Origin of the sequence: Mesorhizobium sp. B2-5-3, from assembly GCF_006441005.1 — a bacterium.
GTDB lineage: Bacteria > Pseudomonadota > Alphaproteobacteria > Rhizobiales > Rhizobiaceae > Mesorhizobium.
On sequence record NZ_VFUS01000006.1, the window covers coordinates 289,471 to 307,739 of the forward strand.

The 18,269-nt window shown below is 64.2% G+C and carries 25 protein-coding genes; 13 read left to right on the top strand and 12 right to left on the bottom strand.

The genetic code is table 11. The annotated features are described in order from the left end of the window. Window positions 1-6: 6 nt before the first annotated feature. On the bottom strand, window positions 7-219 hold the full coding sequence (locus FJ867_RS16615; protein WP_140622855.1) for a hypothetical protein: 213 nt from the start codon (window positions 217-219) through the stop codon (window positions 7-9). Window positions 220-377: 158 nt separating this feature from the next. Between FJ867_RS16615 and FJ867_RS16620 the strand changes: the two genes are divergently transcribed. From FJ867_RS16620 to FJ867_RS16645, 7 genes are all read left to right on the top strand, one after another. After that, window positions 378-1,250, top strand: a complete 873-nt coding sequence (locus FJ867_RS16620) for a LysR substrate-binding domain-containing protein (protein WP_140622853.1) — start codon at window positions 378-380, stop codon at window positions 1,248-1,250. A gap of 125 nt (window positions 1,251-1,375) precedes the next feature. Next, entirely contained in the window at window positions 1,376-1,882 is a 507-nt protein-coding gene (locus tag FJ867_RS16625) for an Lrp/AsnC family transcriptional regulator (protein ID WP_140499160.1), read from the top strand. Then, entirely contained in the window at window positions 1,879-2,004 is a 126-nt protein-coding gene (locus FJ867_RS29315; RefSeq protein WP_263483102.1) for a hypothetical protein, read from the top strand. Before FJ867_RS16625 ends, FJ867_RS29315 begins: the two co-directional genes overlap by 4 nt. A 110-nt stretch (window positions 2,005-2,114) precedes the next feature. Then, a complete protein-coding gene (locus FJ867_RS16630; RefSeq protein WP_140623470.1) occupies window positions 2,115-2,903 on the top strand; it encodes an ABC transporter substrate-binding protein in 789 nt (262 codons plus the stop codon). Window positions 2,904-3,017: 114 nt separating this feature from the next. Then, complete coding sequence (locus FJ867_RS16635; protein ID WP_140499162.1) at window positions 3,018-3,689, top strand: amino acid ABC transporter permease; 672 nt, start codon at window positions 3,018-3,020, stop codon at window positions 3,687-3,689. Continuing rightward, on the top strand, window positions 3,686-4,360 hold the full coding sequence (locus FJ867_RS16640; protein WP_140630521.1) for an amino acid ABC transporter permease: 675 nt from the start codon (window positions 3,686-3,688) through the stop codon (window positions 4,358-4,360). Before FJ867_RS16635 ends, FJ867_RS16640 begins: the two co-directional genes overlap by 4 nt. Before the next feature lie 25 nt (window positions 4,361-4,385). After that, window positions 4,386-5,129 carry an amino acid ABC transporter ATP-binding protein gene (locus FJ867_RS16645; RefSeq protein ID WP_140499166.1) on the top strand — a complete coding sequence of 248 codons (744 nt, stop codon included), beginning with the start codon at window positions 4,386-4,388 and terminating at the stop codon, window positions 5,127-5,129. 14 nt (window positions 5,130-5,143) lie between these two features. Here the strand turns inward: FJ867_RS16645 and FJ867_RS16650 are convergent, their stop codons facing one another. The 5 genes from FJ867_RS16650 to FJ867_RS16670 all read right to left on the bottom strand — a co-directional run bounded on the left by FJ867_RS16650 (window position 5,144) and on the right by FJ867_RS16670 (window position 8,872). Then, window positions 5,144-5,842 (bottom strand): RES family NAD+ phosphorylase, encoded by a 699-nt coding sequence (locus tag FJ867_RS16650; RefSeq protein WP_140663588.1) that lies wholly within the window; start codon window positions 5,840-5,842, stop codon window positions 5,144-5,146. Continuing rightward, window positions 5,836-6,246, bottom strand: coding sequence for an MbcA/ParS/Xre antitoxin family protein (locus FJ867_RS16655; protein WP_140499170.1), 411 nt, complete (start codon window positions 6,244-6,246; stop codon window positions 5,836-5,838). Before FJ867_RS16655 ends, FJ867_RS16650 begins: the two co-directional genes overlap by 7 nt. Window positions 6,247-6,413: 167 nt before the next feature. Next, complete coding sequence (locus FJ867_RS16660; protein ID WP_140817961.1) at window positions 6,414-7,847, bottom strand: aldehyde dehydrogenase family protein; 1,434 nt, start codon at window positions 7,845-7,847, stop codon at window positions 6,414-6,416. A gap of 153 nt (window positions 7,848-8,000) precedes the next feature. After that, entirely contained in the window at window positions 8,001-8,384 is a 384-nt protein-coding gene (locus tag FJ867_RS16665) for an ACT domain-containing protein (RefSeq protein ID WP_140582600.1), read from the bottom strand. A 20-nt stretch (window positions 8,385-8,404) separates the two neighbouring features. Next, a complete protein-coding gene (locus tag FJ867_RS16670; RefSeq protein ID WP_140817963.1) occupies window positions 8,405-8,872 on the bottom strand; it encodes a GNAT family N-acetyltransferase in 468 nt (155 codons plus the stop codon). Between the two features lie 419 nt (window positions 8,873-9,291). Here FJ867_RS16670 and FJ867_RS16675 point away from each other — a divergent pair, with 419 nt between their 5' ends. After that, a complete protein-coding gene (locus FJ867_RS16675) occupies window positions 9,292-10,356 on the top strand; it encodes a YeiH family protein (protein ID WP_140559860.1) in 1,065 nt (354 codons plus the stop codon). A gap of 51 nt (window positions 10,357-10,407) precedes the next feature. Here the strand turns inward: FJ867_RS16675 and FJ867_RS16680 are convergent, their stop codons facing one another. Further along, window positions 10,408-10,905: a GAF domain-containing protein gene (locus FJ867_RS16680; RefSeq protein WP_140516241.1), complete on the bottom strand. Its 498-nt coding sequence runs from the start codon at window positions 10,903-10,905 to the stop codon at window positions 10,408-10,410. A 78-nt stretch (window positions 10,906-10,983) separates the two neighbouring features. Between FJ867_RS16680 and FJ867_RS16685 the strand changes: the two genes are divergently transcribed. Then, window positions 10,984-11,397, top strand: coding sequence for an NUDIX domain-containing protein (locus FJ867_RS16685; RefSeq protein WP_140559861.1), 414 nt, complete (start codon window positions 10,984-10,986; stop codon window positions 11,395-11,397). Window positions 11,398-11,414: 17 nt separating this feature from the next. Here the strand turns inward: FJ867_RS16685 and FJ867_RS28780 are convergent, their stop codons facing one another. From FJ867_RS28780 to FJ867_RS16695, 3 genes are all read right to left on the bottom strand, one after another. Continuing rightward, the gene (locus FJ867_RS28780) at window positions 11,415-11,573 is read right to left on the bottom strand and encodes a hypothetical protein (RefSeq protein ID WP_181167670.1); all 159 of its coding nucleotides are present in this window, start codon (window positions 11,571-11,573) and stop codon (window positions 11,415-11,417) included. Between the two features lie 149 nt (window positions 11,574-11,722). Continuing rightward, complete coding sequence (gene groL, locus FJ867_RS16690; protein WP_140516244.1) at window positions 11,723-13,351, bottom strand: chaperonin GroEL; 1,629 nt, start codon at window positions 13,349-13,351, stop codon at window positions 11,723-11,725. 56 nt (window positions 13,352-13,407) lie between these two features. Next, on the bottom strand, window positions 13,408-13,722 hold the full coding sequence (locus tag FJ867_RS16695) for a co-chaperone GroES (RefSeq protein WP_140499186.1): 315 nt from the start codon (window positions 13,720-13,722) through the stop codon (window positions 13,408-13,410). A 246-nt stretch (window positions 13,723-13,968) separates the two neighbouring features. Here FJ867_RS16695 and FJ867_RS16700 point away from each other — a divergent pair, with 246 nt between their 5' ends. Next, window positions 13,969-14,217: a hypothetical protein gene (locus tag FJ867_RS16700; protein ID WP_140499188.1), complete on the top strand. Its 249-nt coding sequence runs from the start codon at window positions 13,969-13,971 to the stop codon at window positions 14,215-14,217. Next, a complete protein-coding gene (locus FJ867_RS16705; RefSeq protein ID WP_140499190.1) occupies window positions 14,214-14,480 on the top strand; it encodes a DUF1488 domain-containing protein in 267 nt (88 codons plus the stop codon). The genes FJ867_RS16700 and FJ867_RS16705 overlap by 4 nt, the downstream gene beginning before the upstream one ends. Window positions 14,481-14,503: 23 nt before the next feature. On the opposite strand, the gene FJ867_RS16710 is transcribed toward FJ867_RS16705, so the two are convergent. Both FJ867_RS16710 and FJ867_RS16715 read right to left on the bottom strand, forming a co-directional pair. Beyond that, on the bottom strand, window positions 14,504-14,695 hold the full coding sequence (locus FJ867_RS16710; protein ID WP_140521391.1) for a hypothetical protein: 192 nt from the start codon (window positions 14,693-14,695) through the stop codon (window positions 14,504-14,506). Between the two features lie 5 nt (window positions 14,696-14,700). Then, complete coding sequence (locus tag FJ867_RS16715) at window positions 14,701-14,907, bottom strand: hypothetical protein (protein WP_140685639.1); 207 nt, start codon at window positions 14,905-14,907, stop codon at window positions 14,701-14,703. Between the two features lie 729 nt (window positions 14,908-15,636). Here FJ867_RS16715 and FJ867_RS16720 point away from each other — a divergent pair. Together FJ867_RS16720 and FJ867_RS16725 are read left to right on the top strand one after the other, a co-directional pair. Next, complete coding sequence (locus tag FJ867_RS16720; protein WP_140565487.1) at window positions 15,637-16,686, top strand: LacI family DNA-binding transcriptional regulator; 1,050 nt, start codon at window positions 15,637-15,639, stop codon at window positions 16,684-16,686. Between the two features lie 63 nt (window positions 16,687-16,749). Then, on the top strand, window positions 16,750-17,997 hold the full coding sequence (locus FJ867_RS16725; RefSeq protein WP_140582616.1) for a sugar ABC transporter substrate-binding protein: 1,248 nt from the start codon (window positions 16,750-16,752) through the stop codon (window positions 17,995-17,997). Window positions 17,998-18,269 lie beyond the last annotated feature (272 nt).

Here is an 18,269-nt window from a genome sequence, read left to right on the forward strand (position 1 = left end):
AGCGGCTCAATCATGGAGCAGCATGTCGGCAGCCTCGATCCCCGCTGCCGGCCCCGCCGGTCCGGCGGCGGCGCTGCTGACAGAGGCGGATGTCATGGCGCATCCTGGCATGCCGGAATCCGAGCGCGCCACGGCCAGAAGGGCGACGGCAACCGCCAGCAGCATCGCCGCGCTTTCAGCAATGCCGAGCCCTTGCCGGTTCGATGCTGGTTTTCTCATCATGGACCTCCACCGAAACTGTTTGACGAAATTCGCCGTCACCCACAATGTGGAATTTACGGCCCCAGCCTTCGCCCGAGGCGAAGGCTGGGGCCGGAAGCGGTCGGCCGGATGCGCCGTCGATCGCGTGCGCCCGGGCTGTCTTGCGGGAGGAAAAAATGCGCTTCGACCTCGTCGATCTCCGGCTGTTCCTGCTGGTTGCCGAGCGCGGCAGCATCACCCATGGCGCCGAGCTCGCGGGCCTCGCGCTGGCCTCGGCCAGCGCCCGCATCAAGGGCATGGAGGACAGGCTCGGCGCGCCGCTGCTGGAGCGCCGCCGGCGCGGCGTGGTGCCGACCGCCGCCGGCCAGGCACTGCTGCACCACGCGCGCGCGGTGCAGAACCAGATCGAGGCGATGGCCGGCGAGCTCGGCGCCTATGCCACCGGACTGCGCGCGCGGGTCCGCCTGCTCGCCAACACGGCCGCCACCAGCGAGCTTCTGCGCGACAAGCTGCCGGCCTTTCTGGTCGCGCATCCCGGCATCGACATAGAGCTCGATGAGCGCCCCAGCCACGAGATCGCCGAGGCGGTGGCGAGCGGCGCCGCCGATCTTGGCATTGCCGCGACCTGGGCCGGCCTTTCCCATCTCGAACAGAAACCGTTCTTCGTTGACCGGCTGGTGGTGATCGCCGCGCGCAACCGCCCCGGCCTCGAAGGCCGCGCGACCGGCCTCGCCGACATTCTCGGTGAAACCTTTGTCGGCCTGAGCGCCGGCCATCCCTTGCAGGAGCACATCTCCCGCCAAGCCGCGCGCCTGGGCGGTCATCTGCATTTTCGCATCCGCGTGCCCGGCCTCGACAATGTCTGCAGGCTGGTGGCGCAGGGCGCGGGCGTCGCCATCGTGCCGGAAAGCACGGTGCGCCGCTCGGCGCCCAGCCTGCGCAGCCTGCGGCTGACGGACGACTGGGGAACCCGCCAGCTCAATCTCTGCGCCCGCCGCTTCGACACGTTGACGCCGCAGGCCAAGCTGTTGGTGACCGCGCTGGTGTGAAGCCGCCGCCACATGCTGAATTCGCGTGGAATCATGCCTTGCCTTTGAGGAATCCATGAAATAGCTTGTTTGCACATAGGCAAAAAAATCGCCTAGCTTTTTTCGTTTTATGAAAGACGGGGGACTTGCGGGAACATCTCGATCTGACCGATCGGCGGCTGGTCAAACAGCTGTCGCAGGACGCGCAGCCGGGCATCAACCGCCTTGCCGAGATTCTGGCGATCTCGGTGCCGACGGTGCGCACGCGGCTGCGCAACCTGCTCGACCGCAACCTGCTCAAGATCGTCGGGCTCCTGAACCTGACGGAGCGGCCCGAACTGATCTCGGCCATCGTCGGCATCAACGCGCAAGGGCGCGGCCGCGCCCGCGAGCTGGCGCAGCGCATTTCCGAACTGCCCTTCGTCAACTCGGCCTCGGTCGTCACCGGGCGCTTCGACATCATCGTCGACGTGACGGTGGCCGGCGACGTCGCCGATCTCTACCGCGTCACCAGCGAGTTGATCCCGGGCGCCGGCGAGCCGGGCGAGGTCGTGCGCAGCGAGACCTTCGTCGTCATGGCGTCCTGCAACAAATGGGTCAGCCTGCCGGAAGGCTGCTGGTCCGACGACAGCATTCGCAAGGAGCCGGCATGAGGATAGCGGTTCTCGGGGGCCTCGGCCTGCTCAACCCGCTGCTGCATGTGCCGGACGCGCCTTTCTTCGGCGCGTTGCCCAGGCGCGGCATCGCGGTCGCCGAAACGGCGGCCCGGCACTGAGGAGACGGATTTTCGAACGGTGGCCGCCGCTGGCAAAGGCGCCGCCGCTCAAAAAGCACCCTGTAGGGTAGACAACAAGACGACAAAAGGAGGAATGCCCAATGAAACCAATGAAGATTGCCAAGCTTTTCATCGCCGGCCTCGCACTGGCCGGTCTCACCGCCGCCGCCAGCGCCGGATCGCTCGACGACATCACCAAGCGCGGCGAACTGCGTGTCGCCGTGCAGACGCAGGGACCGCCCTTCTCGCTGGTCGGCGCCAATGGCGAACGCACCGGCAGTTCCGTGGAACTGGCCGAACTGATGGCCAAGGAAATGGGCGTCAAGATCACCTTCCTCGACTTCGACTGGGACGGCCTGATCCCGGCGCTGCTTTCGGGCAAGGCCGACCTTCTGGTCGCCGACATGACGCCGACGCTGGCACGCGGCATGAAGGTCGCCTTCACCACGCCTTACATGTATACGGGCAGCACCGTCTTCACCAAGGCCGACGGCAAGTTCAAGACCGCCGACGACTGCAAGGCCAAGGGCACCAAGATCGCCGTGCTGCTCGGCGCCACCGGCGAGAAGGAAGCCAAGGCAGCCTTCCCCGATGCCGACATCAAGAGCTACAAGGGCGGCGGTCCGCTGCTGCTCGACGCCGTCAACAACGGCCAGGCCGATTGCGGCGTCAACGACGTCTCGGCGGTCAAGGGCCAGTCGACGGCCTATCCGGCCGGGACCTTCACAATCATGCCGGACCTCCTCTCGAAGGAGCCGCTTGCCTTCGCCACCCGCTATGACGAGCCGGATCTCCTGATCTGGATGAACCTGTTCCTCAACCAGGTCACCATCGACGGCCGCCTGCAGAAGAACCTCGACTACTGGGTCAATTCGGAAGACTGGAAGAAAGATCACTGATTAGGAATTAGGGATTAGTGAGTAGCGAATTAGTGAGTAGTGGATAGGGAATTCCGGATCCGCCTGCCTACTCACTACTCACTACTCACTATTCCCTACCCACCATTCACGCCCATGCTCGAGAATTTCAGCTTCCGCACCATCGTCGAATACCTGCCCCTGTTCGGGCAGGGCCTGGTCACGACCGTGTGGCTGTCGGCGCTGTCCTTTTTCGGCGCGCTCGCGGTCGGCATCCTGCTGTGCGCGATGAACCTGCAGCGCGGCTGGCTGTTTCGGGTGCCGGCCAAGGCCTATATCGACGCCGTACGCGCCACGCCCTTGCTGGCGCAGCTCTATTTTCTCTATTTCGGCCTGCCGCGCCTCGGTTTCGTGCTGCCCGAACTCGTCGTCGGCATCCTCGCGTTGTCACTGAACAGCGGCGCCTATGTCGCTGAAATCATTCGCGCCGGCATCCTGTCGATCCCGCGCGGCCAGGTTGAGGCCAGTGTTGCTTCGGGCATGACCTATGTCCAGCGCATGCGCCTGGTGGTCTTGCCGCAGGCGTTCAAGGTGACGATCCCGCCGCTGCTGGGACAAGCGATCGTGCTGGTCAAGGATTCGGCGCTCCTGTCGCTGATCTCGGTTGCCGAGCTGACGCGCGCCGGCCAGTTGCTCGCCTCCGACCGTTTCATGCCGGCGGAAGGATTTCTCACCATCGCCGCCTTCTACCTCATGCTCTATTACGGCCTCAAAGGGCTGGCGGTTCTCTCCGGCCGCTGGCTCGGCTCGGCGGGAGCGCGCATATGATCTGGCAGCAGTTGCAAAGCCTTGCGGGCAGCTATCCGCTGGCGCTGCGCGGCCTCGGCATGACCGTGGTGCTGTCGCTGATCAGCCTGGTGCTGGGCACCCTGCTCGGCTTCGGCCTGGGCATCTTGCGGACCGGCGGCAACCGGTTGATCTCCGGCGTGATCGGTGCCTGGGTAGACCTCATCCGGGGCACCCCGTTCCTGGTGCAGATATTCCTGATCTTCTTCATCTTGCCGGAGCTGGGCATCGAGCTCGACGCCTTCACCGCCGGCATCATCGCGCTGACCAACCTCGCCGCCTGCTTCATCTGCGAGATCGTCGCCGCCGGCATTCGTTCGGTTCCGACGGGCCAGGTCGAGGCGGCACTGGCGTCCGGCCTGTCGCGCTGGCAGCGCATGCGCCAGGTGGTGCTGCCCCAGGCGATGCGCATCGTGCTGCCGCCGCTGGTCGGGCAATATGTGCTGCTGATCAAGGATTCTTCGGTCGTGTCGGCGATCGGCCTGACCGACCTCACCCGCGTCGGCTGGCTGGTGGTGCAGCGCGTGCCGAACGGCCTGCTGGTGTTCTTCCTCGTCGGCGTCGGCTATTTCATCGTCTGCTATCCGCTGATCATGCTCGCCCGCCGGCTCGAACGGCGCATGGGTGCCGCCCATGGCGAGGTGCAGATATGACATCGAACCCAAAGGTTCTGACCACATGACCAAAACGGGCATGATCGATTTTCGCGGCGTCAACAAATGGTTCGGCCCGCTCAACGTGCTGAGGGACATCACGCTCAGCGTCGAGCCGCGCGAAGTGGTCGTCGTCTGCGGCCCGAGCGGGTCGGGCAAGAGCACGCTTATCCGCTGCATCAACGGGCTGGAGACGATCAAGGACGGCGACCTTGTCGTCGACGGCCAGCGGCTCGGCGACCCCGCCACCAACATGACGAAGCTGCGCACCGAGATCGGCTTCGTCTTCCAGTCCTTCAACCTCTACCCGCACAAGACCGCGCTCGAAAACGTCACGCTGGCGCCGATCCATGTCCGCAAGATCCCGCGCGCCGAGGCCGAGCAGGCCGGCCGCGAACTGCTGGCCAAGGTCGGGCTTGCCGACAAGGTCAACGCCTATCCTGCGCAGCTTTCAGGCGGCCAGCAACAGCGTGTGGCGATCGCCCGCTGCCTCGGCATGCGCCCCAAGATCATGCTGTTCGACGAGCCGACCTCCGCCCTCGACCCCGAGATGATTTCGGAAGTGCTCGACGTCATGGTCGCGGTTGCCGAGGAAGGCATGACCATGATGGTGGTGACGCATGAGATGGGCTTTGCCCGCAAGGTCGCCCAGCGCGTGGTGTTCATGGATGCCGGCGCCATCGTCGAAAGCGGCACGCCCGACGAGTTCTTCTCGCACCCCAGGACCGATCGCAGCCGCGCCTTCCTGAGCAAGATCCTGCGGCACTGACCGGCGCCGCCGCCTCAAGTGACCGCCAGCACCTTGCCCGTATCGTGCTGGCGCACGAAATCCACGTGGCGGCCGTCCCAGTGGTAGCTGTAGTGCCTCCCCTGGACGGGAACAGTTATTGCATCCGGCCAGAAGATGCCGATGCACTGCCCGCTCGGCATGCGCACGCTGCTCCACACCAGCCCGTCGCTGCCGGCCGCGCGCAAGGCGCGGCCTTCGGCCTGCGAGGCGGTGTAGTCGTCCGGGTCGAGCGCGCCGGGCACCGCGTTGACGTCATCGAGGTCGCGATCGACGCTGCCGATCAGCACGCGGAAATCCGCGGTCCAGCCCGGCTCCTCCTTGGTGGCGCGCATAAAATTCTGGTGGTGGTGGATGGTTTCGGCCAGCGCCACCTCCTCGCTGTCGCCGGCATAGTAGATGCCGTAGCTGCCATCGGAAAACCGCCCGGGCCGCAAGGTCGAGCAATGCACGAAGGGCGCCATCACGAAACTTGCGCCGGGTCCGGACACCCGCCTTTCGGCAGGAACCTTGCCGAGGTCGCCGAGTTCCAGCCGGATGCGTGGATTGGTCTTCTCCTCGACGGCGGCCAGCGCTTCCCAATCGCGCGGGTCGGCAATGTCCTCGAAGAGGTCGATAGGCGGATGGATGGAGCGGATGATGCGGAAGGTCTGGGGCCAGTGGACGCGGCGCCGGACCGCGAGCCCACTCACCATGCACCACGCTCCGCGTCGAGCCATTCACGCATCGCGGCAAGGTCGGAGATTTCGCCGCGCAGCATCAGGTCGAGCGCCGATTGGCCGCCGAACGTGGCATTGGGCTTGCGGATCCAGGCATAGCCGCGCGCCGGCTCGGTGAAGAGATAGCGCAAACCCTTGTGGATGCCCATCAGATGCGCCATGCGGGTGCGCAGGTCGCGGTCGATCCGACCGATGCCGCCTTCCTTCCAGCGCGCCCAGGTGCGCGCCGACATGCCGCCGAGCAGGATGCAGGCCTCGAGGTCGGTGAGGCCCCACGCCTTGAACAGATTGACCGTGGTGCGCGCCAGGGCGCCCGCCTCTTCATCCGAGATGGCGCTGCCGACCGCGGCCGGCGTGGTGACGATGGACTGAAGCTGCATTCTCTGCTCCCGCTATTGGCAGACATATAGCATGTATTTGCCAATTGGCAAGGAAACAGGACCAGACCGGCCACCTAAAAGGTGGCGCGGCATAATAGAACCAGGGTTCCTCTCCCCGCTTTGCGGGGGCGAGGAACCCACGTTCTGTGTGGGCGGCTCTTGTCCGCCTATTCCGCCGCCTCATACCCGCCGATGCCCTTGATCTCCAGAAAATCCTCCAATCCGTATTCAGCGTATTCGCGGCCGTTGCCGGATTGTTTGTAGCCGCCGAAGGGCAGGCCGGCGTCCCATTGGGGATAGTTGATGTAGACGTTGCCGGAGCGCATGCGCGCTGCGACGTCGCGCGCCTTCTGGATATCCTTGGCCTGGATATAGGAGGCAAGGCCGTAGACGGTATCGTTGGCCTGCTCGACCGCCTGCTCGACCGTGTCGTAGGGCATGATGGCCAGCACCGGCCCGAAAATCTCCTCGCGCGCGATGCGCATGTCGTGGGTGACGTCGGCGAACACGGTCGGCCTGACATAGTAGCCGCGGTTGAGTTCGGCCGGACGGCCGGGGCCGCCCGCGACCAGCGTGGCGCCCTCGTCGATGCCGCTCTGGATCATGTCCTGGATCTTGTCGAACTGGGCCTGGCTGACGACAGGGCCGAGCTTGGTGCCGGGAGCGTCGGCCGGACCGACCACGAACTTTTCCGCCGCCGCCTTGGCGTAGGAAGCTGCCTCGTCATGACGGTCGCGCGGCACGAACATGCGCGTTGGCGCGTTGCAGGACTGGCCGCTGTTGCTGAAGCAGCCGGCGACGCCCTTGGTCACGGCGGTGGCGAGGTCGACATCCGGGAACAGGATGTTGGCCGACTTGCCGCCAAGTTCCTGGTGCACGCGCTTGACCGTGTCGGCGGCGGCCTTGGCCACCAATATGCCGGCCCGGGTGGAGCCGGTGAACGACATCATGTCGATGTCGGGATGGCTGGACAGCGCCTGGCCGACGCCGGGGCCGTCGCCATTGACGAGGTTGAACACACCCTTCGGCACGCCGGCCTCATCGAGTATCTCGGCGAAGATGATGGCGTCGAGCGGCGCGATCTCGGACGGCTTCAGCACCATGGTGCAACCGGCGGCGAGTGCCGGACCCACCTTGCAGGTGATCTGGTTCAGCGGCCAGTTCCATGGCGTGATCAGGCCGACGATGCCGATCGGCTCCTTGACGATCAGCGAGGAGCCCTTGACCTGCCGGAACTGGAAGCTCTTCAGCACTTCCGCCATCTTGGCCAGATGCGCGAGCCCGATGCCGACCTGGCTGTCGAGCGCCATCCGGCGCGGCGCGCCCATCTCGCGCGACACGGCGAGCGCCAGGTCCGGGCTGCGCTTCTTGTAGACCTCGATGACGCGGTTGAGGATGTCGAGCCGTTCCTCGACCGAGGTGAAGCCGAATGTGCCGAAGGCGCGCTTCGCGGCGGCCACCGCCTTGTCGACGTCGGCCCTGGAGCCCAGCGAAATCTGCGCGAAGGCATCTTCGTTCGACGGATCGATGACATCGATCGTGTTGGGCACGACAGGATCGACCCACGCGCCATCGATGTAGAACTGCAGATTGTGTGACATGATTTCTCCTGAGGGGCGCCGCACAGCCGTCCGGCGTGATATCTGGCTAGAAATAACGATGCGCGACCGGCACTGTCAAACGCAACTCCGAACTGGTGAGCGAGCCGCGAGCGGTTGAACCAGCCGGGCGGGCGATAGCTGGAGCAGAACGAATTACAGCAGAGTATGCCCGGCTTCGCCTAGAAGCCGTGTCGCCGCGACCCGATCGGCGGCTTTCACCAGCAGGTGATCGCCGTCGAAAGTCGAAACCACGAAAATGCCCAGCTCGTTTTCCGACAGCGGCCTGATGACCGACAACACGATGCCGGTTTCATCGAAAGCGAAAGGCCCTTGGAGCTTGAAGGCGACCCACTCGTCATCCCGCTTGACGGCATCTGGAACGCGATCCTGCAGACAGACGATCGAAAGTTCATCCTCGGTTCTGGTGATGCTGACGAAGCCTGGCCCGTCCGCCCAACCGGGAATGCTCGCTCCAGGCTCGAGCCGCGAAATCGCGTACAGCCCGGGCAGTTGCTTCAGCCTGATTTTGGCAGCCATTGTCGAATTCCGATTGCGGTCTATCCAGCGAGCCTCTTGCTCATATAAACAGTCGTACCGTTCATGAACGGCTCCTCCCGGTCGATCCTATAGCCGTGCCTCTTGTAAAGCGACACATTGGCCGCGAAGGCGCCATTGGTCAGCAGGCGAAGTTCGTTGCGGCCCGCTTCGGCCGCCTTGCGTTCAGCCCGCTCCAGCAACAGCCGGCCGATCCCCCTTCCCTGCGCATGCGGCGCCACGCAGACATTCTCGATCCAGACATGATCGTCGGCCGGCATGGTTTCGATCACGCCGACGATTTCGCCCTGCTCGGTCGCAAGGTCGAACTCATGCTCGGCAACGGCTATGTCATAGGCGGCACGCATGGGCAGCGGTTCGCGGCCGATCAGCGGCACCCATTTGGCATAGGCCAAGCGCACGATGTCCCGGATGGCTGCGGCGTCCGCCGGCCCGGCCTGCCGGAACTGGATGGAAGGATTGATGCTCATTGAGAGGCTCCAGACATGAAAAGCCCGCCGGCGGTTTCGCGGGCGGGGCTGGGAAGAACGAACCGGAATTAACGGGCCACTCCTCGTCGTCGCGCAATCATGCCGCCTCGCAGTGTACAGGTTCGGCGTCGCATGACATTGGCGCGGGGAAGAACGAACATGGCGCCAAGCTGGCGCAGCATGAGTGGCCCGTCAAGCCAACGCCAAGCCACCTTCTGGCGGTGCCCCAGCCTCTTTACCGCGCTGCCTCACCAACCCTGATTAGAGGCATGCCGTATCGGCCCTTGGCCGACGACCGCATTTTGGTCACGTAAGCCGGAAAACCGTCCTGGAAAATCGATCATTCTAACGAAAATAATTCATTGGAAAGATTAGTCGGGGAATGGCATTCCCCGGGCGAAGTCGCCTGGAGCATGACGTTGTCTTCCTTATCCCACATTGCGAACGACATTCCAAAAAGCCTGATTTCCGCCGAACCCGCGCAGCGCCGCAAGGCGCTCGACTCGACCAAGGCCGGACCCGTGCCCGGTATGATATTGGTCGCGATGATCACTGCGGTGGCCTTCTCGGCTCGCAACGTCTCCGGCTTTGCCCTGTTCAGCCCGATGATAATAGCCGTCGTCGCCGGCATGATCTACTCCAACGTGCTCGGCACGCCGGGGCACGCCAAGGCCGGCATCGCGTTTTCGCAGCGCCGGCTGCTGCGCTTCGCCATAGTGCTGCTCGGTTTCCAGCTGACGCTCGGCCAGGTGGTGTCGATCGGCGCCGGCGGTGTCGGCATCGTGGCAGCCACCCTTGGCGCCACCTTCGTCTTCACCATCACGCTCGGCCGGCTGATCGGCGTCGACGCGAAACTGGCGCAGCTGATCGCCGCCGGCACCTCGATCTGCGGTGCCTCGGCAATCGTGGCCACCAACATCGTCACCGACGCGCGCGACGAGGACGTCACCTACGCCGTCGCCTCGATCACCTTGTTCGGCACCGTCGCCATGCTCGGCTTCCCGCTGCTGGCGCCGCTGCTCGGCCTCGACCAGCATGCTTTCGGCCTGTGGGCGGGCGCCTCGATCCATGAGGTGGCGCAGGTCATCGGCGCCGGCTTCCAGAACGGCACCCAATCGGGCGAGATCGCCACCGTCGCCAAGCTCACCCGCGTCGCCATGCTGGCGCCGATGGTCATCGCGCTGGGCCTGATGGCGCGCCGCAAGAGCAGCAGCGACCAGCAGGCGGCGCGCCCGCCCATGCCATGGTTCGTCGCCGCCTTCGTCGCCGTCGTGGCTCTGAACAGCCTTGTCACGATACCCGCCGAAGTGAAATCGGCGATGGCGCTCGCCACCACCATCATGCTGACCATGGGGCTGGCCGCCATGGGCCTGCAGGCCGATATCTCGCAGCTGCGCTCGCGCGGCCTGCGCCCGCTGGCGCTCGCCTTCTCCGCCTTCCTATTCATCGGCGGCTTCAGTCTGATGCTGGTGAAGTTGGCCTAGGCCCCAAAGGTAGCGCTCTACGGCGCCCCCTTCTGTCCGGCAGGAAAGCGCCTAATCCTCGAACGAACTGGCCGCGACATAGATCGCGGCCAGCGTTTCGATGCCGGCCTGGTCCGCCTTGTCGAAGCGGCCGGGCAGCGGGCTGTCGAGATCGAGCACGCCGAAGACGCCTTCATCGTCTTCGAGAAGCACGACCAGTTCCGAACGCGAATCGGCGTCGCAGGCGATGTGGCCGGGGAAATCGTGCACGTCCTTGATAAGCATCGAGGTGCCGAGGTCGACCGCCGTGCCGCATACGCCCTTGCCTACGGCGATGCGCACGCAGGCCGGCTTGCCCTGGAACGGACCCAGCACCAATTCCTCGTCCGAGGCCAGGAAATAGAAGCCCGCCCAGTTGAGATCGGGCACCATCTGGAAGATCAGCGCCGCGGTGTTGGCGGCATTGGCGATCGAGTCGCCCTCGCCCTCGAGCAGCGCCTTCAGTTGCGCGGCAAGATCGCGGTAGAACGCGGCCTTGTCCGAAGTGTCGATGGCCTTGGCTGCGAACATGGCTTGTCTCCGAACTGAGAATCGCGGTTCCGTTTTCCGCAGGCGCTCTGCACCAAACGACCACCGGAACAGTCTACCGTGAATCCTACCCGCCACGAAAGCCGCAAGATCAGGATCGCTGCCGGCGTCATCGCGGATGCGTCGGGCCGGCTGCTTTTGGTGCGCAAGCGCGGCACCAGCGCCTTCATGCAGCCCGGCGGCAAGATCGAGCCGCGCGAGGCCCCGCTCGACACCCTGATGCGCGAACTGCGCGAGGAACTCGGATTGGTGATCGACCCCGCCACCACCTCCTGGCTCGGCCTGTTCTCGGCCACGGCCGCCAACGAGCCGGACAGCACGGTCGAGGCGGAATTGTTCGCGCTCTCCATCGACGGCCAGCCGATAGCCGCCGCCGAGATCGAGGAGATCATCTGGCTGGAGCCCGGCTCGACCAATTCCGTCGAACTTGCGCCGCTGACGCGCGATGTGGTGCTGAGGTTGAGCGGAATGTAGCGGCGGCGGCGCCGCTATTACATCGGACGCTTGGGTTCGCCCTTTTGTGGCGTTGCCGGATCGGGCTCGGATTTCTTGTGCTTGTCGGCGGCAATCCTGCGGATGCGGTCGAAGCGGCTTTCCTCTGTCGTTTCGGTCGTGACGACCGTCTGTGGCTTCTGCACGAACACGATCATGGATCGATCTCCTGGGCCAGAGGCCTGCGCGCCGGGGGAGAATCCCCCGGCGATAGTCGTCTCGCCTGCGGCAAAGGCCGGTTCGGCGAGATACGGATCAGGCCTGAAAGACGGCTTTTATGAAACCATCTTCGCGAGCCGGTCGAATCCTAGTAGCCGCCCATGCCGCCACCGCTGCCCGCAGGCGCGGCATCCTTGGCCGGAATGTCCGAGATCATCGCTTCGGCGGTGATCAAAAGCGCGGCGATCGAGCCGGCATCTTGCAACGCGGTGCGCACCACTTTCGCCGGATCGACGATGCCCGCCTTGATCATGTCGACATACGCCTCGTTCTGGGCATCGAAACCCTGGTTGTGGTCCTTGCTGTCGGAGAGCTTGCCGACGACAACAGAGCCTTCAACGCCCGAATTCTCGGCGATCTGGCGGAGCGGCGCTTCGAGTGCCCTGAGCACGATCGAGATGCCGGCGGTGACATCGGCGTTGGCGCCGCCCAGGCCGGCAAGCGCCGTCCTGGCACGCAGCAGAGCCACGCCGCCGCCTGGCACGATGCCTTCCTCGACCGCCGCGCGCGTGGCGTTCAGCGCGTCGTCGATGCGATCCTTCTTTTCCTTGACTTCCGACTCGGTGGCGCCGCCGACGCGGATGACGGCAACGCCGCCGGAGAGCTTGGCCAGCCGCTCCTGCAGCTTCTCCTTGTCATAGTCGGAGGTGGTTTCCTCGATCTGGCCCTTGATCTGGGCGACGCGCGCCTGGATGGTCGCCTTGGTGCCGGCGCCGTCGATGATCGTGGTGGTGTCCTTTTCGATCAGCACGCGCTTGGCGCGACCGAGCATCTCGATGGTGACGTTCTCCAGCTTGATGCCGAGATCCTCGGAGATCATCTGGCCGGATGTGAGCACCGCGATGTCTTCCAGCATCGCCTTGCGGCGGTCGCCGAAGCCCGGCGCCTTGACGGCCGCGACCTTGAGGCCGCCGCGCAGCTTGTTGACGACCAGCGTCGCCAGAGCCTCGCCTTCGACGTCCTCGGAGATGATCAGCAGCGGCCTGCCGCTCTGCACCACCGCTTCGAGGATCGGCAGCATTGCCTGCAGATTGCCGAGCTTCTTCTCGTGGATGAGAATATAGGGGTCTTCCAGCTCCGCGCGCATCTTGTCGGCATTGGTGACGAAATAAGGCGAGAGATAGCCGCGGTCGAACTGCATGCCTTCGACGACGTCGAGTTCGGTGTTCGCGGTCTTGGCTTCCTCGACGGTGATGACGCCGTCATTTCCGACCTTGTCCATCGCCTTGGCGATCATCTCGCCGACGCTGGCATCGCCATTGGCGGCGATTGTGCCGACCTGCGCGATCTCGGCCGACGATTTGACCTTCTTGGCCTTCGCCTTGATTTCCACGACGACGGCCGCGACGGCCTGGTCGATGCCGCGCTTGAGGTCCATCGGGTTCATGCCGGCGGCCACCAGCTTGGCGCCTTCGCGCAGGATCGAGGCGGCCAGCACCGTGGCAGTGGTGGTGCCGTCGCCGGCGAGGTCGTTGGTCTTCGAGGCCACTTCGCGCACCATCTGCGCGCCCATGTTCTCGAACTTGTCGGCAAGCTCGATTTCCTTGGCGACGGTGACGCCGTCCTTGGTGATGCGCGGCGCGCCATAGGCCTTGTCGATGATGACGTTGCGGCCCTTGGGGCCGAGCGTGACCTTGACCGCATTGGTGAGGATCTCGACGCCGCGCAGCATACGGTCGCGCGCATCGGTGGAGAATTTGATTTCCTTGGCAGACATGATTTTATCCAGTTCGCATTTGGAGTGGAGCCGTCACCGCGCAGAGGCGCGGCGCTTCAGGCGGCCTTCTTGGCTTCGATGCTCTTTTCGATAACGCCCATGATGTCGGCTTCCTTCATGATCAGAAGATCCTCGCCGTCGATCTTGACCTCCGTGCCCGACCATTTGCCGAACAGGATCAAGTCGCCGGCCTTGACGTCGAGCGGAACAAGTGCGCCGTTTTCGTCGCGGGCGCCGGGACCAACCGCGATCACTTCGCCTTCCTGCGGCTTTTCCTTGGCATTGTCGGGAATGATGATGCCGCCCTTGGATTTGATATCGCCTTCGGCGCGCCGGATGACGACGCGGTCGTGGAGTGGCCGAAATTTCATGAGAACTTCTTTCTGGGGCCGGCATAGGCGGCCGCCCCCTTCTATAGGCTCTTTGGCACTCGATAGATAGGAGTGCCAAAATTTATTCCGAGCGGATATTGAATAACCATAGTATTATTTCGGCGCCCGGTTTCATTGGGTCGGAAAAACGACCAAATATTTCAAAAATTTGAATTTTCCCGGCAGAGTACCTATTTATCGGACAAGTTCATTTTCACGATTTCAGACGCAAGGGAGATTTCCTCGATGGCCGACGGCAACCAGACGATCATGGAAAAAGCTGAAGCGCGCTTTGTCGACAAGCAGAAGAAGACGGCGGAGCGCAACAAGGCAACAGCCGAATATATGTCCGAAGCGAGGGCCAGGGAGATCAAGACGGCAAGGCTGAGGCAATTGCGGCTGGCCAAGGAAGAAGCCGACCGCGTGGCCGAGGCCCTGAACCCGACGCCGAAGAAGAAACGCGCGGTGAAGAAAACGACGGAGGCAAAATCATGAGCCTGACCTTCCCCAACCGCAGCCGCAGCTACGACGAGGCCGGCAAGCGCATCCGTTTCGTCGGCTATGACGGCATGTTCCAGATTTCCTTCTCGGTCGCCGCCGATGCCATGACGAGGATGCAGCCGGCGACGGCAGCCAATGAAGCCGGGTATCTCGCCACCTTCGACACCGAGAGCAGTGTTATCCGCGATGTAGCGTCAAAGGCCTATGACCGCACGCGCAAGAGCATGTATGTGCTGACGGCCGACGACTTCCGCTGAGACGACAGGCGGACGGCGCTGGATCAGGATTTACGCTCCGCCTTCTCCCGGCGCTTGACGTCCCGGACATTCATCTGATCGACCATGGCGTTGGCGTCGCGCGGGCTCATGCCGACCATCGCCCTTTGCCTGACGACGACGGGCTGGCCGGTGAAGACGTCGATGATGGCCCAGCTTTGGGGCAAGTCCATGCGCAGTGCGTAGCGGTTGGCCATTTGCCTCAGCCCTGCAACATGAAGAAGACCATGCCCAGGACCGATATCGTCCAGGCGACGACCGACAGCTTCAGCACCATGCCGCCATGGGCGGCCAGAGCGTCCCGCAGCCGCGGGGCGATACCTGCCGACGGGACCGGTTCCACCGCGACGACACGGGGTCCCTTGGCGCCAAATTTTCCAAAGACGGGCAACAGCGACGGTTCACGCACGAAAATGGCCTCGAATGTCGGGGAAAGTCGGAGCGGGCAAGCTCTTGCCCTTCCATAGCACTCTTTTGGCGAGTGCCCTGCATGCCAAATGCAAATAGGCTGCTTTAACGCCGGCCGCATGCCACGTGACCCCGATCGTCAGATGCTGAAAGCGCGCAAGTCGGCTGGGTAGCAGTCTTCTTGCCGGCGCGTCAGCGTCACAACGAAGACGAGGACCTGTCCGGCCCAGGCCGCAAATGCAAGCTGGCAAGACCCATCGCCCTTGATGGTCCGACGCAGGCTCTACGTCATATGATTTTTTGGAGGCCTCGCCTCGGGATCGAACCGAGGCTTCAGAGATTTGCCGTCTCCAGCGTAGCCGCTCCGCCACGAGGCCATGACTAGCGAACTAACCGATAATATTTGCGCAAGCGTTAAGACCGAAGAGTCGTTTGTAGACATGTCGCCGATTGCTGCTTTGGCCGGCTCGCGCCGTGGGCAGCACTGACGGCTGCCGATCAGGAATTCGCCTGATGAACTCGCCGGGCGCCGAGCCCGTGAGCCCGCCCTCCGGCGGCCACTTCGCACCACCGGAGGACCAGCCACTTTTCCTCTTGAACAGCCTCTGTATCTGGCCTAGCTTGGGTTGAGAAAAGGTTTTTCCAAACATTTCCGAGCGGGCTCGGCCATTTGGCCGGGTCATTCCGGCCTGTAAGAGAAAACCTTTTCCCAATCGGGATTTTCGCCGCAATGGCATTGGACGATCAGCCAGCCTTTCCCAAGCCCGTCACCTTGCGTGACGTGGCGGCCGAGGCTGGCGTCAGCGTCGCCACCGCCTCGAAGGCGCTCAACGACCAGGGCCGCATGACCGCCGAGACCCGCGAGCGCATTCGCGAGACCGCGCAGCGCCTCGGCTTCCGGCCCAACAGCCTGGCGCAGAGCCTGCTGCGGCGACGCTCCTTCACCGTCGGCCTGCTCACCAACGATACCTATGGCCGCTTCTCGCTGCCGCTGATGTCGGGCATTTCCGACGCGCTGGTCGACGCCGGCGTCTCGGTGTTCCTGTGCAATGTCGAGGAGGATCCGCGTCTCGGCCAGCTCCATGTCGAGGCCATGCTCGACAAGCGCGTCGACGGCATCATCGCCACCGGCAAGCGCATCGACCGTCATCTGCCGGTCGACCTGTCCAATCTGCGCATTCCGGTGATCTATGCCTTCACCCAGCCCGATCCCGACGCCGTCGCCTTCGTCTCCGACGACGCTGGCGGCGCGCGGCTGGCAGTGGAGCATTTCTGTCGGCTCGGCCGCAGGCGCATCGCCCATGTCTCGGGACCGGCGAGCTTTGCCGTGGTGCACGCCAGGGCGCAGGCCTATCGCGATGTTCTGACCGAGAACGGCCTGTCGGTCACCGAGCCGCTGCTCGGCTCGTGGTCGGAGGCCTGGGGACACGAAGCCGTGGCGAGGCTGTTCGACGGCGCGGCCGACGGCGCAAGCGAAAGGCCGGACGCCGTCTTCTGCGGCAACGACCAGATCGCGCGCGGCGTCATCGATGCCTTGCGCGAGCGCGGTCTCGACGTGCCCGGCGATGTCGGCGTCATCGGTTTCGACAATTGGGAGATCGTGGCCGAAGCGACGCGCCCGCCGCTGACCTCGGTCGACATGAACCTGGCTGCGCTCGGCCGCGAAGCGGGGCTGACCTTGCTTTCCCTGGTCGGCGGCAAGCCCGCCGCGCCAGGCATCCGGAAACTGCCGTGCCGGCTGGTGGTGCGTCAGTCCTGCGGCCGCCTGCCGGACGGCTGAAGAACCAAACGCCGCAATCGGCGGCAAGCCGCGCATCGCGGCCAAAACGTGGAGGAGGAGAATATGAGGACTTTGATTGCCAGGCTGGCCTTGACGGCCGCCGTACTCGGCTGCGGGCTGCAATTTGCCGCCGCCGAGACCGCCAACATCTGGGTGCGCGCCGACGGCTCGAACTTCATGCCGCGCATCGTCGATGCCTACAACAAGGGCCACACCAACCAGATCAAGCTCGACATCATCCCCAACGCCGAGATCATTCCGAAATACGGTGCTGCCGCCGCCGGCGGCACGGCGCCCGACGCGCTGTCGCTCGACCTGATCTACACGCCCTCCTTTGCTGCCGCCGGCCAGTTGGAGGACATCACCGACTGGGCCAAGTCGCTCCCCTATTTCGCCAGCCTGTCGCCGGCTCATGTGAAGACCGGCACGTACAAGGACCGCATCTACGGCCTGCCCTTCTCCGCCGACGCCTCGGTGCTGATCTGGAACAAGAAGCTGTTCAAGCAGGCCGGCCTCGACCCCGAAAAGGGCCCGGCCAATTGGGCCGAGATCGAAGCCGACGCCGAAAAAGTCAACGCGCTCGGCGGCAACATCAAGGGCTTCTACTTCTCCGGCAATTGCGGCGGCTGCAACATCTTCACCTTCACGCCGCTGGTCTGGGCCTCGGGCGGCGATATCCTCTCACAGGACGGCTCCAAGGCGACGCTGGACAGCCCGCAGCTGCGTGGCGCCATCGATCTCTACCGCTCGATGGTCAAGAAGGGCCTGGTGCCGGAAGGCGCCCAGACCGACACCGGCGCCAATTTCTTCGCCGCCTTCGCCGGCGGCAACATCGGCATCTCGCCGTCGGGTGCCTTCGCTATCGGCGCGCTCAACACCCAGTATCCCGATATCGACTACGGCATCACCTTCCTGCCGGGCAAGGATGGCGGCTGGTCGTCCTTTGCCGGCGGCGATAATTTCGTCGTTACCAAGGGCACCAAGAAGATCGATGTGGTGAAGGAGTTCCTCGACTTCGCTTATTCGCTGGAAGGCCAGACGATCCTGGCCAAATATGGCAGCCTGCCGGTGCGCGGCGACATCGCCAAGGACGCGCTGAAGGACCTCGACCCGCGCTACCAGGTCGCAGCCGAGGCCATGGCCAAGGGCAAGACGCCCTATTCGGTGGTCTTCAACGACCTGATCAACTCCGCCAACGGCCCGTGGACGCAGATGGTCAACGAGGTGTTCTTCGGCGACGACGTCGACGGCGCCATCGCCAATGCGCAGGAGACCATGCAGTCGATCATAGACCAGGCGCCGCAGAAATAGGCGCCTGCCTGCCGGCCGGCCGTCTCCCTGAGCGGGTGGCTGGATATTGTTTGGTTCAGATACAGGGCTATCGCGTTGAGAAGACTCACTAGCATCGACAGCTTGGGACCTAGCGCACTTCGCCTCCCCTTCTCCCCTTGTGGGGTGAGAAGCAGTCCGCGCAGGGGACGAAAAGCCAACTGCTTGGCTTTTCGAGCTTCGAACGCCCTGAGCCTGCGAAGGGCCGGGTGGTGGCCGATCCACTCTGCCGGGTCCCCGCTGCTTCGCAGCCT